Source organism: Fodinicola acaciae (genome assembly GCF_010993745.1).
Lineage (GTDB): Bacteria > Actinomycetota > Actinomycetes > Mycobacteriales > HKI-0501 > Fodinicola > Fodinicola acaciae.
Map to the genome: position 1 here is coordinate 1,559,626 of NZ_WOTN01000001.1, position 14,808 is coordinate 1,574,433.

Annotated in this window: 15 protein-coding genes; 6 read left to right on the top strand and 9 right to left on the bottom strand. The window is 68.8% G+C overall.

Features of this window, described 5'->3' with window-relative positions; all coding sequences use genetic code 11:
• Nucleotides 1-59 precede the first annotated feature (59 nt).
• The 5 genes from GNX95_RS07330 to GNX95_RS07350 all read left to right on the top strand — a co-directional run bounded on the left by GNX95_RS07330 (nt 60) and on the right by GNX95_RS07350 (nt 5,557).
• Nucleotides 60-1,733 (top strand): PHP domain-containing protein, encoded by a 1,674-nt coding sequence (locus tag GNX95_RS07330; RefSeq protein WP_163506358.1) that lies wholly within the window; start codon nt 60-62, stop codon nt 1,731-1,733.
• The gene (locus tag GNX95_RS07335; RefSeq protein ID WP_163506359.1) at nt 1,730-2,155 is read left to right on the top strand and encodes a hypothetical protein; all 426 of its coding nucleotides are present in this window, start codon (nt 1,730-1,732) and stop codon (nt 2,153-2,155) included. The genes GNX95_RS07330 and GNX95_RS07335 overlap by 4 nt, the downstream gene beginning before the upstream one ends.
• 9 nt (nt 2,156-2,164) lie before the next feature.
• Nucleotides 2,165-3,610, top strand: a complete 1,446-nt coding sequence (locus tag GNX95_RS07340) for an FAD-binding protein (protein ID WP_163506360.1) — start codon at nt 2,165-2,167, stop codon at nt 3,608-3,610.
• 85 nt (nt 3,611-3,695) lie between these two features.
• Nucleotides 3,696-4,658 carry a quinone oxidoreductase family protein gene (locus GNX95_RS07345; protein ID WP_163506361.1) on the top strand — a complete coding sequence of 321 codons (963 nt, stop codon included), beginning with the start codon at nt 3,696-3,698 and terminating at the stop codon, nt 4,656-4,658.
• Nucleotides 4,655-5,557 carry an aldose 1-epimerase family protein gene (locus GNX95_RS07350; RefSeq protein WP_163506362.1) on the top strand — a complete coding sequence of 301 codons (903 nt, stop codon included), beginning with the start codon at nt 4,655-4,657 and terminating at the stop codon, nt 5,555-5,557. The genes GNX95_RS07345 and GNX95_RS07350 overlap by 4 nt, the downstream gene beginning before the upstream one ends.
• Here GNX95_RS07350 and GNX95_RS07355 read toward each other — a convergent pair.
• From GNX95_RS07355 to GNX95_RS07370, 4 genes are all read right to left on the bottom strand, one after another.
• Entirely contained in the window at nt 5,544-6,344 is an 801-nt protein-coding gene (locus tag GNX95_RS07355) for a TrmH family RNA methyltransferase (protein WP_163506363.1), read from the bottom strand. The two genes, GNX95_RS07350 and GNX95_RS07355, sit on opposite strands and share 14 nt — an antisense overlap.
• Complete coding sequence (locus GNX95_RS07360; protein ID WP_163506364.1) at nt 6,341-7,396, bottom strand: SPFH domain-containing protein; 1,056 nt, start codon at nt 7,394-7,396, stop codon at nt 6,341-6,343. Before GNX95_RS07360 ends, GNX95_RS07355 begins: the two co-directional genes overlap by 4 nt.
• On the bottom strand, nt 7,397-7,816 hold the full coding sequence (locus GNX95_RS07365) for an NfeD family protein (RefSeq protein ID WP_222853447.1): 420 nt from the start codon (nt 7,814-7,816) through the stop codon (nt 7,397-7,399).
• 142 nt (nt 7,817-7,958) lie between these two features.
• Complete coding sequence (locus tag GNX95_RS07370) at nt 7,959-8,762, bottom strand: DUF3097 domain-containing protein (protein ID WP_163507906.1); 804 nt, start codon at nt 8,760-8,762, stop codon at nt 7,959-7,961.
• Nucleotides 8,763-8,840: 78 nt separating this feature from the next.
• Between GNX95_RS07370 and GNX95_RS07375 the strand changes: the two genes are divergently transcribed.
• Nucleotides 8,841-9,605, top strand: a complete 765-nt coding sequence (locus GNX95_RS07375) for a hypothetical protein (protein ID WP_222853448.1) — start codon at nt 8,841-8,843, stop codon at nt 9,603-9,605.
• On the opposite strand, the gene GNX95_RS07380 is transcribed toward GNX95_RS07375, so the two are convergent.
• The 5 genes from GNX95_RS07380 to GNX95_RS07400 all read right to left on the bottom strand — a co-directional run bounded on the left by GNX95_RS07380 (nt 9,595) and on the right by GNX95_RS07400 (nt 14,762).
• Complete coding sequence (locus GNX95_RS07380; protein ID WP_163506365.1) at nt 9,595-10,605, bottom strand: ferrochelatase; 1,011 nt, start codon at nt 10,603-10,605, stop codon at nt 9,595-9,597. The two genes, GNX95_RS07375 and GNX95_RS07380, sit on opposite strands and share 11 nt — an antisense overlap.
• A gap of 635 nt (nt 10,606-11,240) precedes the next feature.
• Nucleotides 11,241-12,026, bottom strand: coding sequence for an enoyl-ACP reductase FabI (gene fabI, locus GNX95_RS07385; RefSeq protein ID WP_163506366.1), 786 nt, complete (start codon nt 12,024-12,026; stop codon nt 11,241-11,243).
• A gap of 30 nt (nt 12,027-12,056) precedes the next feature.
• The gene (gene fabG / locus GNX95_RS07390) at nt 12,057-12,764 is read right to left on the bottom strand and encodes a 3-oxoacyl-ACP reductase FabG (RefSeq protein ID WP_425483893.1); all 708 of its coding nucleotides are present in this window, start codon (nt 12,762-12,764) and stop codon (nt 12,057-12,059) included.
• Nucleotides 12,765-12,933: 169 nt separating this feature from the next.
• Entirely contained in the window at nt 12,934-13,884 is a 951-nt protein-coding gene (locus tag GNX95_RS07395) for a VWA domain-containing protein (protein WP_163506368.1), read from the bottom strand.
• Nucleotides 13,881-14,762 carry a DUF58 domain-containing protein gene (locus GNX95_RS07400; RefSeq protein WP_163507908.1) on the bottom strand — a complete coding sequence of 294 codons (882 nt, stop codon included), beginning with the start codon at nt 14,760-14,762 and terminating at the stop codon, nt 13,881-13,883. Before GNX95_RS07400 ends, GNX95_RS07395 begins: the two co-directional genes overlap by 4 nt.
• Between the last annotated feature and the right edge of the window lie 46 nt (nt 14,763-14,808).

Consider the following 14,808-nt stretch of genomic DNA (forward strand, 5'->3'; position numbering starts at 1 on the left):
GCCGTTCACCTGGCTCGCCGAGATTGAGCCGGACACCGCGGCGAGACGGAGCGCACGACATGACCCATGGCCACCACCATCACGACCACGCCACCGAGCCGGTCGACCTGCCACCGGCACTGGACAGCAGCGTGCCGGACGAGGAGCTGGCGCCCGGCGACCTGTCGCGGCGCGGGTTTCTTCGCAACGCCGGCCTGCTCGGCGCTGGCGCGGCGGCCGCCGGCACCTTCGGCGTGCCGGTCGCCGCCGCGGCCAGCGACTGGTCCGGACACTCGCAGCACGGCGGCTTCCGGTGGCTGGCCGGCGACCACCACATCCACACGCAATACAGCAACGACGCCGTCTATCGGGTGATCGACCACGTCCAGCACGCCAACGCCTTCGGCCTGGACTGGATGGTGATCACCGATCACGGCAGCGTCCAGCACGCGAAAATCGGCGTGGAGAAAGTCAACCCGGACATTGTGGCGGCTCGCGCCAAGGTGTCGGACACGCTGGTTTTCCAAGGCCTGGAGTGGAACATCCCGGCCGCCGAGCACGGCACGGTCTTCGTGCATCCGGGCCGTAACGAGGTCTCGGTGCTCAAGGAGTTCGAAAACTCCTTCGACGGGTCGGTGAAGAACGCCGGCTCGTCCACGCCGGCCAACGAGGCGCTGGCCATCAGCGGCGTCAACTTCCTGGCCAGCGCGGTGAAAAAGCGCCGCGTGCAGGACGCGCTGTTCCTGGCCAACCATCCGGCCCGCAAGGGCATCGACTCGCCGCACGAGATCCGCGGCTGGCGCGACGCGCAGCCGCACATCGCGGTCGGCTTCGAAGGAGCACCGGGTCACCAGGCCTCCGGCATCCCCAAGCCGTACGGTCCCGGCAGCGGCCGCGGCGCCTACGACAACTCGCCGTCGGCCGACTCTTTTCCCGGCTATCCCTTGGAAAGCTATCGCACCTGGGGTGGCTTCGACTGGCTGACCGCGACCGTCGGCGGCCTGTGGGACAGCCTGCTGGCCGAAGGCAAGCCGTGGTGGATCACCGCCAACTCGGACTCGCACTGGGTCTACAACGACACCAGTGATCGTGGCCCGGGCAGCGACTTCCCCACCAACGGCCATTACAACGATCCGGTCTACGCCGGCAAGGTTGGCAGCACCAACAGCGATTTCTGGCCCGGTTACTACAGTCGTACGCACGTCGGCGCGACCGGTTTCTCGTACGCGGCGGTGATGGCCGGACTGCGCGCCGGCCGGGTCTGGGTCGACCACGGTGGACTGCTCGGCGGCATCGACGTGCGCGTACGCTCTGGCGGCCGCTGGGTCACCCTCGGCGACACGTTGGTGCTGCGACGCGGCTCGTCCGTGCAGCTCGCCGTGACCATCGACCTCGCCGACCGGCCAAACTGGGCCCAGTTCGTGCCAAAACTCGCCCGAGTCGACGTGATTCGCGGCGCGGTGACCGGCCCGGTGGCCGACCGCGACACGTTCGCTGCGCCGAAGACCGCGGTGGCGAAGTCGTTCCAGATCGGCAAAACCACCGGCCAGGCGACCTTCACCTACGACCTCGGCCGGCTCGACGACGGCTTTTACGTACGCCTGCGAGGAACCGACGGCAAGCGCGGCGCACCGGGCTTTCACGGCGCCGCGATCGACCCGGCCGGTCCGGCGATGGACGTGGTCGGTGACGCCGATCCGTGGAACGACCTGTGGTTCTACACCAACCCGATCTGGGTCCTGCCGGCGCGATGACGGTCGAGCGCCACGATCTCGGCCACCGTACGGTCGCCGACGCCGAGCACTGGCTGGCCGACCGGCCGCCGGTGCCCGGCGAGATCGCCTGTACGCACCTGGTCCGCGGCGACGCACCACATGTCGCCGTCACGATCGCGGACGAGCCGGTCGATGGCGGCCGGGCCGTACGTTTCCCTGGCGTGGAGGCGCTGACCGGCACGCTGACGGTCGCCGACCTGCTGGAGAAGAGCGCGATCGACCAGGTGCGTGTCATCGGCGGCGCGCCGGCGACACCGGAAACTTTGGTGGACACGCGCGATTTCGTCCGTCCACTGTGGATGGACGGCGTACTGACGCTGGTCTGCACGCCCGCCGCCGGCGGCCGGATCGCACCGTTCGAGGTCCCGAATCCGACACCCTGCTGCGCCGATCATCGCTAGTGTCGCCGCATGGAGACGCGACGAAATGTCCTGGCGGCGCTAGGAATCGGCACGTTGGTGGCCGGGTTCGATCCGGTCACTCGCGCATGGGCCAGTGACGGCGACGCCGATCGCGTGCCGCCACTGGAGGGCACGCTGCACCTGGACGAGCCGACCCGCCGCGCGGACGCGCAGGATGCCGGCCGCTATCTGACCCGGCTGCCACCTGCCGTGCTGCGGCCGGGTTCGGTGGCCGACATCCAGAAGATGATCCGGTTCTGCCGGCGTCACCGGATCCCGGTCGCGGCTCGCGGGCTGGCCAACACCACCAATGGGCAGGGTCTGGTCAGCGGCCTGCTGATCGAAAACCGGTCCCTGGCCGGCATCGAGTCGATCCAGGCCGACCGCGCGGTCGTCGGCGCCGGCACGACCTGGCTGGAACTGACCAAAGCGGCGCATGAGCGTGGCCTGACGCCGCCGGCGCTGACCGGCTACCTCGGCCTCACCATGGGCGGCACGCTGTCGCTCGGCGGCGTTCCGCCGGCCATCCAGACCGGCGCGCAGGTCGACAACGTGCTCGATCTGGAGGTCGTCACCGGCACCGGCGAGCTGGTGCGCTGCTCGGCCACGCACCGCCGCGACCTTTTCGAGGCCGTGCTCGGCGGCATCGGCCAGTTTGGCATCATCACGCGCGCGACCGTACGACTTGTCAGGGCTCCGGCCAAAGTGCGCGGTCACGAGCTCACTTACACCGACCAGACGGCGTTTTTCCAGGACGTGCGGACACTGATCAGGCGCGGTGAGATCAGCGAGATCTACGGCGACTGGTGGCGTCCCGGCGAGCACGGCGGGACCGTACACTTGAATGCGTTTACGTTCTATGACAAGGAAAACCCACCCGACGACGCGCACATTCTGCGTGGTCTGACGCAGTCGCCCGACAAGGCCGTTATCACCGACGACGACTATCTGCCGCACGTCACGCGGATCGACGCGGCGGTCGACGAGCTGCGCCGCGTCCTCGACTGGGACCACCGGATCAAGCCGTGGGTGACATTGTGGCTGTCCGAGTCGACGATCGAGGCATACGTCCGCGATGTGGTGCCGTCTCTACAACCGCGTGATGTCGGCGACGCCGGATTCGTGCTGATGTACGTGCACCGCCGCTCGAAGCTCACCAGGCCGTCGCTGCGGCTCGCCGACGAGGACGGCAGCGACTGGGTCTATCTGTTCACGCTGATGACCTCCGGCACGCCAGGAGATGTCGCCTTCGGCAAGGAAATGGTCAAGCGCAACCGCCGCCTCTATGAGAAAGCGTACGCGTCAGGCGGCCGGCGCTATCCGATCGAGTCCGTCGATTTCGATCCGGCTGACTGGCTGCGGCACTACGGCGAGCGCTGGCCACATTTGTTGGCGTTGAAGGAAACAGTCGATCCCGACCGGCTGCTGACGCCGGGTCCGGAGGTGTTCGGTTAGCCGGCGCGCGGAACAGATCCGGTGGTCGTACTGTTCGGCTGAGCAGACAGGATGAGCAGACAGGACCGACCAGAGAGGACTGCGAATGCGCGCGATCCAGGTGACCGAACCCGGCGGAGCCGACGTGCTGAAGGTGGTGGACATCGACCAGCCGGCGATCGCCGCCAACCAGGTGCTGGTGCGCAACGCGGCGGCTGGCGTCAACTACATCGACACCTACCAGCGCTCCGGGGTCTATCCGATCCCCACGCCGTTCACGCTCGGCCTGGAAGGCGCCGGCGAGGTCGTCGAGGTCGGTGTCGGCGTGACCGACATCGCGGTCGGAGAGCAGGTCGCCTGGAAGGCCGCGCCAGGCAGCTATGCTGAGTACGTGGCGGTGTCCGACAGCGAGGCCGTGCCGGTGCCGGACGGCGTCTCGCCGGAGCTCGCCGCGGCCGTGATGCTGCAGGGTCTCACCGCGCATTACCTTGCCGTCTCGACGTATCCGGTCAAGGAAGGCGACTGGGCCGTCGTGCACGCCGGCGCCGGTGGCGTCGGCCTGCTGCTCACCGAGATCGTGAAGAAGCGCGGCGGCAACGTGCTCGCCACCACCTCCACGCCGGAGAAAGCCGAGCTGGCGCGCAGCGCAGGCGCCGACGAGGTGACGACGTACGACGATTTCGCCGACAAGATCAAGAAACTCACCGGCGGCAAGGGTGCGCACGTGGTCTATGACGGCGTCGGCAAGACGACCTTCGACCAGAGCCTCGCCGCGCTGCGGCCGCGCGGCTACATGGTGCTCTACGGCGGCGCGAGCGGCCAAGTGCCGCCGGTCGACCCGCAGCGGCTCAACAGCGGCGGCAGCCTTTTCCTGACCAGGCCGACACTGGTGCACTACGCGAGCGACCGCGACGAGCTGGTGTCCCGTACGGACGAGGTGTTCGGCTGGATCGCCGACGGCTCGCTGACCGTACGCATCGGCCACCGCTATGACCTCGCTGACGTGGTGCAGGCGCACAACGACCTGGAAGGACGCAAGACGACCGGCAAGATTATCCTCACCGTGTGACCGAGGCCCTTTCCGGAAAGCAGTTCGTCCTGCGCCGTGGTGACGCGGAGGCGACGATCGTCGAGGTCGGCGGTGGCGTACGCACGTATGCCGTCGCCGGTCGCGACATCCTCGCCGGCTACGGCACCGATGTCGTGTGTCCGCGCGCGGCCGGCGCGGTGCTCGTGCCGTGGCCCAACCGGCTGGCCGGCGGCACGTACACCTTCGACGGTGTCACGCACCAGGCGGCGATCAGCGAGCCGGCGCTCGGCAACGCCAACCATGGCCTCGGCCGGTGGACCCGATGGAATGTCGTGACACAGAGCCAAAACTCGGTCACGCTGGGGTGGGCCGTGCCGCCGCAGAGCGGCTATCCGTTCCAGTTGGACGTACGGACGACGTGGACGCTTGACGACGACGGCCTGCAGGCCACGCACGAGGCCGTCAACGTCGGTGACACCGCCGCGCCGTTCGGCATCGGCATCCATCCGTATCTGGCGATCAACGGCGCCGACCGCGCCGAGGTGACCGTGCGCGTGCCGGCGACGCTGCGAGTTCTGGTCGACGACAACAAAATCCCGACCGGCACGAAGCCGGTCGACGGCACGGCAGATGACCTGCGCGCCGGCCGGCCGCTGACCGAGGTCGGTCTCGATCTCTCGTACGCGGCGCCGGAGCGCGGAGCCGACGGTCGAGCCGTCGCCAGCGTCGAATATCCCGGTGGTGGTGGCACGATCTGGATGGACGAGGCCTTCGACTGGATCCAGGTCTTCACGCCGGACGCGCTGCCAGACCATCCGGCGGCGGTCGCCATCGAGCCGATGAGCTGCGCCGCCAACGCCTTCAACTCCGGTGACGGCCTGGTCGTCCTTGCGCCAGGTGACCGCTGGACCGGCAGCTGGGGAGTCAGCGGCGGCTGATCTCCCAGAAGGCGACGGCCGCCGCGGCCGCGACGTTGAGCGAGTCGACGCCGCCACTCATCGGGATTTTCACCGCCCTGTCGGCGGCCGCGACCGCTCCGGCGGTCAGGCCGGGACCTTCGGCGCCGAGTACGAGCGCCGGCTTGGCGCGGTCGTCGGCAGCCAGCCCGTCCAGATCGACAGCGTCAGCGGCCGGAGTCAGTGCCAGCACGCGAAAACCCGCGTCGCGTACGACCTTCAAGCCGGCCGGCCAGTCGTCCAGCCGCGCGTACGGAATGGCGAAAACCTCACCCATGCTGACGCGTACGCTGCGCCGATAGAGCGGGTCGGCGCAGGATGGCGACAGCAGCACGCCGTCGATCCCCAACCCGGCGGCACACCGGAAGATCGCGCCGACATTGGTGTGGTTGTTGACATCTTCGAGCACGGCGAGCCGCTTCGCCGCCGCGAGCAGGTCGGCGACGACCGGCAGCGGACGCCGGTGCACCGAGGCCAGCAGGCCCCGGTGCACGTGAAATCCGGTCGTCGCCTGCAAAACCTGCTGGCTGGCCGCGTACACCGGTGCGCCGGTCTGCGCGGCGATGTCGGCGACCGCGTCCGTACGCTTGCTGTCGACCAGAACCGACCGCAGCCGATAACCGGCGCGCACGGCGCGGCGCAGCACCAACTCACCTTCGGCGATGAAAAGTCCGTGCGGTGGCTCGAAAGCCGTCCGCAGGTCCACATCGGTCAGGCAGCGATAGTCGGCCAGCCGTGGGTCGTCCGGGTCGGTCAGCTCGACGATCAACTGTCGACCGGTCGGGTCACCTGGCCGTTCGCCGAGCCACCGACCTCCGCGGTCGCCTCCTCCGCCGCCTTCTCAGCCGCCACGACCTCCGGCCGCTCCGCGTACGCGTCGTCCTCCTTGGTCAGCGCCGGCGTCGGCGCTGGCGGTGGAGGCGGCGACGCGACCCGCTCGCCGATCTTGCCGACCGCGTTTCCCAGGCCTTCCAGGGCTTTGCCGAGCTCGGACGGCACGATCCACACCTTGTTGGCGTCGCCCTGCGCGATCTGCGGGAGGGTCTGCAGATACTGGTACGCGAGCAGCTCCGGGTCGGGACGGCCCTGGTGAATCGCGTTGAAGACGGTCTCGATGGCCTGCGCCTGACCCTGTGCCTGCAGGATGCGCGACTCGCGATCACCCTGCGCGCGCAGGATCGCCGCCTCCTTTTCGCCTTGCGCGGCAAGGATCTTCGACTGCTTCACACCCTCGGCGGTGAGGATCGCGGCACGCCGGTCACGCTCGGCGCGCATCTGCTTCTCCATCGAGTCGCGGATCGACGGCGGCGGCTCGACCGCCTTCAGCTCGACCCGGCTAACCCTGATCCCCCACCGGCCGGTCGTCTCGTCCAGTACTCCGCGCAGCTGGCCGTTGATGTGGTCGCGGCTGGTCAGCACCTCTTCCAGGTTCATCGAGCCGACCACGTTACGCAGGGTGGTGACCGTCAACTGCTCGATCGCCTGGATGAAGTTGGCGATCTCGTACGTCACGCTCCGCACGTCGGTGATCTGGAAATAGATCACCGTGTCGATGTTCACCAGCAGGTTGTCCTCGGTGATCACCGGCTGCGGTGGAAACGGCACCACCTGCTCGCGCAGGTCGACCAGCGGACGTACGCGGTCGATGAACGGCACCACGATCGCCAGGCCCGGCTGCAACGTGCGTGTGTAGCGACCCAACCGCTCCACCACCGCGGCCCGGGCCTGCGGGATGATCCGCACCGACCGTACCAGCGCCACCACGAAGATGAGGCCGACGGCGCCGACCAAGAAAAGAATGAGGACCCCGAGGATTTCCATTTACGGTTCCTTCCACACCAGTGCCGTCGCGCCTTGGATCTTCAAGACGTGCACGGTCTCCCCCGATTCGATTTCCTGCGTGGCGTCGAAGGGACGCGCGGTCCACTCCTCACCCTGCAGCTTGATCAGCCCGGAGTCCGGACCGACCCGCTCCAACACCTTCGCCGTCTCGCCGACCAGCGCCTCGACGCCGTGTTTCAGGTCGGGGCCCTGCACGAGATGGCGCTTCGCGACCGGCCGTACCAGGAACAGCGCCAGCCCCGCCACCGCCACGAACAGCGCCAGCTGGATCGGCAGGTTGGCACCGACCGCCGCGCCACCGGCGGCCGCCAACGCGCCGGCCGCGAGCATGACGAACACCAGGTCGAGCGAGAAGATCTCGACCAGTGCCAATCCGGCGGCTATCAGAAGCCAGATCAACCAGGCCATGATTCATCATCCCACCGCGACGCTCGTGCCGCTTCAACATATCGGACGATTCGGACGACCTATTCCGGAGTCATGGCTCGACTCCGGAACCGCTCTGCTCGCCGCTTCCATGCGATGCTCACGAACCCGTCGCCTACGCGTCAGTCAGTACGAAGTCAACCAACCGCTCGACTGCGCCGAGCAGTTCCCACTCCAGATCGTTGAAATCGCGTACGGCCGACCGTACGCGCCGCCACATCTCGTGCACGTCCGAGACGCCGAGAGCGGCGCAGACGCCTTGCTTCCAGTCCTGTCCGCGCGGCACCCGCGGCCATGCGCGGATGCCGACCGCCGCCGGCTTCACCGCCTGCCAGATGTCCACGTACGGATGGCCGGTCACCAGCACGTATGGGTTGGTCACCGACGCCACGATGCGGCTTTCCTTGCTGCCGGCGACCAGATGGTCGACCAGCACGCCGAGGCGCCGGCCCGGACCCGGGCGGAAGTCCGCGACCACACCAGGCAGATCGTCGACGCCGTGCAGCGGCTCCACGACGACGCCTTCGACCCGCAGGTCGTCACCCCAGATCTGTTCGACCAGCTGGGCATCGTGGATGCCTTCGACATAGATCCGGCCGGCGCGCGCCACTCGGGCCGGTGCATTGGCTACCGCGACCGAACCGGAGGCCGTACGCCGCGGCTTCGGCGCGGCCTGGCTCGGCGCCGGCCGGGTCAGCGTGACCAGCTTTCCGTCCAGCAGAAAACCCGCTGGCAGCAAGGGAAACGTCCGCTGCTTGCCGTGCCGGTCCTCCAGCACCACCCGGTCGGCGTGGCAGGCCACCACTGCGCCACAGAAGCCGGAGCCGGCTTCCTCCACCACGATGTCCAGCTCCGCCGGCACCGTCGCGACCCGCTTACGCCGCGGGTCGTTGGCCATTATGTCCGGTCCGTAATCCATGCTCCGCACGGAAAAGACGCTAGCCATTTGTGGTCGGCTGGCCGGCATCGACGCGCCGCGATCTCTTACGCTGGTTGGGTGAGTCTTCGGTCCGGCCGCCTGGTGGCGTGGTTGCGGTCGTGGCGCACCGGTCTGGTGCCATACGACGACGTGGTGTCCGCCGTGCTCGGCGACGACGGTGAACATGAGGTCGCCGACCTGCCTGGCGCGGTGCACACGGTGCCGCTGCCGTACGCCCTGAAGGAGCTGTCGCGGATCTCGCCGGACAGCATCCGGCTGGCGCTGCCGGTGCCGGGCGATCCGCGCGGCCTGCCGGCCGGCACGTCGCTGGCGCGTGCCGGGCTGGCCGCCGGCGAGGCCGTACGGTGTCCGGATTTTGGCCTGGTGCCTGAGGTTACCTCGCGTGAGTCCGGTTCCGGCGATGTGTGGGAGACGGTCATGTGGCGTTGCCATCCGATCCCTTTCGACCCGCTGCGGCCGCCGATCGTCGACGACCCGTGCACCGTCGGCGAGGCCGAGATGCAACTGGCCGACGCGCTGCGGCAGACCACCGACCTGCTGGTCGACCTCGACGTGGCACGCTGGCGGCCGGAGATCGCGGACGCGCTGATGGACCTGCGTCGCGCCGGTCGCTCGCACGAACTGCCGCCTGGCTATTCGCCGCGCGCGGAGCGCGTGCTGCACCGAGCGGAGTTGGTGGCCGGCATCGTCGAGCTGGCTGGTACGGACGACGGCGGAGCGTCGACCGTGTTGGAAGCCAACCGGCGTACGGACGCGTTGCGACCGCTGGCGGCCGCGGCACGGCAGGCGCGGCTCGCGGCGTACAACTCGCCTATCGGCTGACCAGGTCGGCGCAGAGGTCCGTGCACGCCTGCGGCGCGGCGAAGTCGCCGAGCGCGCGCGGCTCGGCGCCGGCCGTACGCTCCAACACCAGCTCGCGGACCATCGCGACGAACCGCCGGTCGGTGCCCGGCGTGGCCGCCCGCGCGAAGCCGAGGCCGAGTTTGTAGGCCGTCTCACGCGCCTCGTTGTCCAGGTCCCACAACACTTCCAGGTGGTCGGACACGAAACCGATCGGGCTGATCACCACATCGGTGACGCCGTCGGCGGCGATCGCCTCCAGATGGTCGTTGATGTCCGGCTCGAGCCACGGCACCTGCGGCGGTCCGCTGCGGCTCTGCCAGACCAGATCCCATTGCGCGTTTGGCGCGGCCTGCTCCGCGACCAGCCGGGCCGCCTCGCGCAGCTCGCGCGAGTAGAGGTGACCGGTCGGGCCGGCCTGCTCGTCCATCCGCGTCGGGATGCTGTGCGCGGTGAACACCAGCCGCGCGTCGTCGCGCCGCTTCGGCAGCAGCGAGGCGTACGCGCCGCGCACCGCGTCGACGTGCGGCTCGATGAAACCGGGGTGGTTGAAGAATCGGCGCAGCACAACGGTTTCCAGGCCATCGACGTGCGCCTTGGCGAGGTCTTCGTGATATTGCTGGCAACTGGAGTAGGAGCAGTAGGCCGAGGTGATGAAGACGAGCGCCTTGCGTACGCCGTCCGCGTACATCTGGCGCAGCGTGTCGGTCAGCATCGGATGCCAGTTGCGGTTGCCCCAGTAGACCGGCAGGTCGACACCGTTGGCCGCGAAGTCGGCCTTGATGGCGGCTAGCAGCTGGCGATTTTGCTCGTTGATCGGCGAGACGCCACCGAAGTGGCGGTAGTGCTCTGCGACCTCGGCCAGCCGCTCGTCCGGCACGCCGCGGCCGCGTACGACGTTGCGCAGGAACGGCATCACGTCGTCCGGTCCTTCCGGGCCGCCGAAGGACAGCAGGAGCAACGCGTCGTACGACTCAGTCACAGGTCAAGTTTTACACGCAGTAGAAACCGGTCGTACGTCCGCATGGCCACCATGCGTGCGTCCAGCTTGAGTTTTAACCTCTGGGTTGGTGAGTGGTTCCGCGCCACTGGACCGGCGCGGAAGGTGTCGTGGTCCCGGTAGATGGCGAAAAGGTCCACTACATGGGATCCACAGCTGAGCGTAACGCTAAATGTCTGCCTTGTGAGGTTTACCGGAGGCGTGAATGTCGAGTTACTGGCGCTAGATGCACGAAACACGGCTTTCACGCCTGCGTGACCGTCAGCCCCTGTGGTGGGTGTGACTGCCGAGGCGAGTAATGCCGTTGTGACTGCTGGCCGGGCCGAGCTCAATGTCCGGGGGTGCACTCCTTACGTGTGCGCCTGACCAGACCAACCCAAGCAACTCACCCCCGCCCGGGTCCAACGCGCGTTTGGCTACCTCCGGCCGAAAAACACTCTCCCCGCCAGCGCACCAAAACCACCCGACCCCGACCGAGCCGCCCACCAGGATCACCCAATGCCCGACGCGCCCCACTCAAGAACGGCAAAACAGACACAGCCCCCAAAGACCGCCAGAGCCAAACAGGTTGGAACTCAAGTCCAGCGCACGCATGGTGGCCATGCGACCAACCGGGCTCAGGCCTTCGGCGGCTCGGCGCCGACCGCGTGGAAACCGCCGTCGACGTGCACGATCTCGCCGGTGGTGGCCGGAAACCAGTCCGACAGCAGCGCCACGATCGCCTTGCCGGCCGGCTCGGTGTCGGTCAGGCTCCACCCCAGCGGCGCGCCGGTCTCCCACAGCGCCTCGAACTTCTCCGAGCCGGGGATCGACTTCATCGCCATCGTCCGCAGCGGTCCGGCGGCGACCAGGTTGACGCGTACGCCCTGCGGACCGAGGTCGCGGGCCAAGTAACGGTTCGTCGACTCCAGCGCTGCCTTCGAGACACCCATCCAGCCGTACACCGGCCACGCCTTCGTCGCGTCGAAGTCCAGGCCGACGACCGAGGCGCGCGCGCCGAACAGCGGCAGGCAGGCGCGGGTGACGGCCGCGTACGACCAGGCGGAGATCTGTACGGCCGGACCGACATCCGACCACGGCACGTCGACGAAGCCGTCGCCGAGGGCGTTCTGCGGCGCGAAGGCGATCGAGTGGACGATGCCGTCGAGACCGTCGACGTGCTCGCGGAGCCGCTCCTCCAGCGACGCGTAGTGCTCCTCGTTGGTGACGTCGAGCTCGATCACCGGCGGCTCGAACGGCAGCCGCTTGGCGATCCGCTTCGTGATCGACAGCGCGCGGCCGAAGCTGGAGAGCACCACCTGGGCACCCTGCTCCTGCGCGATCCGCGCCGCGGCGAAGGCGATCGACGCCTCGGTGAGTACGCCGGTGACCAGCACACGCTTACCGTCCAGCAACCCGCTCACGGGCAAAAATCCTTTCGTACGAGGGAAAGATCAGTGACCCATGCCCAGGCCGCCGTCGACCGGGATCACCGCACCGGTCACATACCCGGCATCGTCTGAGGCCAGCCAGGTGACCACCTTGGCCACCTCTGCCGGCGCGGCCATCCGGCCGAGCGGGATCTGGCCGAGGATGTCCTTCTTGCGGTCCTCGCCGAGCACCGCGGTCATGTCGGTCTCGATGAAGCCGGGCGCCACCACGTTGGCGGTGATGCTGCGGCTGCCCAGCTCACGCGCGAGCGAGCGCGCCAGACCGACCAGACCGGCCTTGGACGCGGCGTAGTTGGCCTGGCCAGGGCCGCCGGACAGGCCGACCACGGAGCCGACGAACAGCAGCCGGCCCCAGCGCTTGCGCAGCATCTTGGCGGTCGCGCGCTTGGCGACCCGGTATGCGCCCGTCAGGTTGGCGTCGAGGACCTTGGCGAAGGACTCCTCGCTCATCCGCAACAGCAGCGTGTCGTCGGTGATGCCGGCGTTGGACACCAGCACCTCGACCGGACCGAACTTCTCCTCCACCTCGGTGAAGGCGCGGTCGACCGACGCCGCGTCGGTCACGTCGCACTGGACGCCGAGCAGCCCGTCCGGGGCACCGCTGCCGCGATGCGTCACGGCGACCTGGTGGCCCTGGTCGGCGAACGCCTGCGCGATCGCCAGTCCGATCCCCCGATTGCCTCCGGTGACAAGGACCGTCCGGCTCAAGATGCCTCCACTCGTACGCGCTGCTGGAGGCTTCAGGCTATCCGGCCGGCGCGTACGCCCGTGGTCAGGGGATTTACAAACCTGGCACCCCGCTGTTGTGGATCGGCGCTAGTGCACGCATGGCCACCATGCGTGCGTCCAGCGCACGCATGGTGGCCATGCGACCAAGCCTCTACGGCAGGCGCTGGGTCCAGATGAGGCTGAGCACCGCGCCGGCGAAGCCGAACAGCAGCGCGAGGCCGGCGAACCACTGCGTGATCTCGCGCGACTCGGTCCGATAGCCGATCGAGCTGCCGAGGTCGTTGTAGACCTTCTTCAAGCCCTCGGAGGTGACCGCGTCGTAGTACTGGCCGCTGGTGTCGGTGGCGAGCTTGTGCAACGCGTCGCGGTCGACCGGTACGGGGACCTGCCGGCCGGACAGCTCGACGGTGCCTTCCTGTGTGCCGAAAGCGATCGTCGACACCGGCACCTTGGCCTTCTTCGCGGCGGCCGCGGCGAGGTCGTTCGGCCGGCCGAAGGTGGTGTAGCCGTCGGACAGCAGCACGATCCGTGCCGGCGGCGGACCGGACGCGCCGTCCGCCGGTACGCTCGCGATCGCGTCCAGCGACGTGAAGATCGCCTCGCCGATGGCGGTCGACTCCTGCAGCTGGAGCGCGTCGATGCCGGCGATGATCTGGTTATGGTCCTTGGTCGGCGACACCTTCACCGACGCGCTCTTGGCAAAGGACACCAGGCCGATGTTGTACGTGTCCGGCAGCTGGTTGACGAACAGCTTCGCGGCCGCCTTGGACGCCTCGATCCGGTTTGGCGTGACATCGGTGGCCTGCATGGACAGCGACACGTCCAGCGCCAGGACGATCGTCGCGCGTTCGAGCGGCACGCGTACGTCCGCCGACGGCTTGGCCATCGCCGTCGCCAGCACCAGCAGGCACAGCAGGAACGCGGTCGCGGCGAGGTGCCGCCGCCAGCCGGGACCACGCGGCGCCAGCCGGGACAACAGGCCGACGTTGCTGAACCGCACCGCGTACGTCTTGCGGCGCAGCTGCACCAGCACGTACGCGCCGGCGAGGGCCACCACCAGCAGGACCAGGAGGAGCCACCACGGGCTGAGGAAACGGATCATCGGGTCATTCCACGGGTCTGGCCGCGGCGCTGCGCGGCGACGAAGCGAACGATGTCGACCAGCCAGTCGGAGTCGGTGCGCAGCCGCAGGTGCGCGGCCCCGGCCCGGCGCACCGCGGCGGCGATGGCCGCGCGCTGCGTACGCGCCGCTTCAGCGTACGTCTCCCGAAATCTCTTGTCGCCGGTGTGCACCTCGTGAGTGTTCCCCGTCTCGGTGTCGACAACGGTCAGCACGCCGACATCCGGCAGCTCCAGCTCACGCGGGTCGACCACCTCGACGGCCAGCACGTTGTGGCGTACGGCGAGCTTGCGCAGCGGCCGTTCCCAGGCGGGCTCGGTGGCCGGGTCGACCACATCAGGCGTGAGGAAGTCGCTGATCACCGCCGCCTGGCCGCGCCGCCGCGGCGGCCGGTTGAGCATGTCGATGGCGCCGGCCAGGTCGGTCGGCTGGCCCGGCTTGGCGCGCGGTGTCTCGGCGATGCGGTGCAGCATCCCCTGCGCGGCCAGCCGGCCGGGCCGGGCCGGCAGCCGGATCGACCCCTCGCCGTTGACGACGACCGCGCCGAGCCGGTTGCCGCCGCGTACGGTCAGGTGCGCGATCGCCGCGGCGCCGGCGATCGCCAGGTCACGCTTTTCGCACCGCGCCGTGCCGAAGTCCAGGCTCGCGGACAGGTCGACGCAGAGCCAGGTCTCCAGCTCGCGGTCGGCGATGGTCTGGCGGACGTGCGGCACGGTCGTACGCGCGGTCACCGGCCAGTCCATCCGGCGTACGTCGTCGCCGGGCCGGTATTCGCGCGACTCGCCGTTTTCGCTGCCCGGCCCTGGCAACAGGCCGAGGTAGTCACCTTGCAGCAGGCCGTCGAGCTTGCGGGTGATCATCAGCTGCAGGCGGCGCAGCACGACGTCGACGCGCTCGTCGTCCAAC

Coding starts and splice junctions, on each gene's coding strand:
- GNX95_RS07330 (WP_163506358.1), top strand. CDS start 60: ATGACCCATGGCCACCACCATCACGACCACGCCACCGAGCCGGTCGAC.
- GNX95_RS07335 (WP_163506359.1), top strand. CDS start 1,730: ATGACGGTCGAGCGCCACGATCTCGGCCACCGTACGGTCGCCGACGCC.
- GNX95_RS07340 (WP_163506360.1), top strand. CDS start 2,165: ATGGAGACGCGACGAAATGTCCTGGCGGCGCTAGGAATCGGCACGTTG.
- GNX95_RS07345 (WP_163506361.1), top strand. CDS start 3,696: ATGCGCGCGATCCAGGTGACCGAACCCGGCGGAGCCGACGTGCTGAAG.
- GNX95_RS07360 (WP_163506364.1), bottom strand. CDS start 7,396: ATGGAAATCCTCGGGGTCCTCATTCTTTTCTTGGTCGGCGCCGTCGGC.
- GNX95_RS07370 (WP_163507906.1), bottom strand. CDS start 8,762: ATGGATTACGGACCGGACATAATGGCCAACGACCCGCGGCGTAAGCGG.
- GNX95_RS07395 (WP_163506368.1), bottom strand. CDS start 13,884: ATGATCCGTTTCCTCAGCCCGTGGTGGCTCCTCCTGGTCCTGCTGGTG.
- GNX95_RS07400 (WP_163507908.1), bottom strand. CDS start 14,762: ATGATCACCCGCAAGCTCGACGGCCTGCTGCAAGGTGACTACCTCGGC.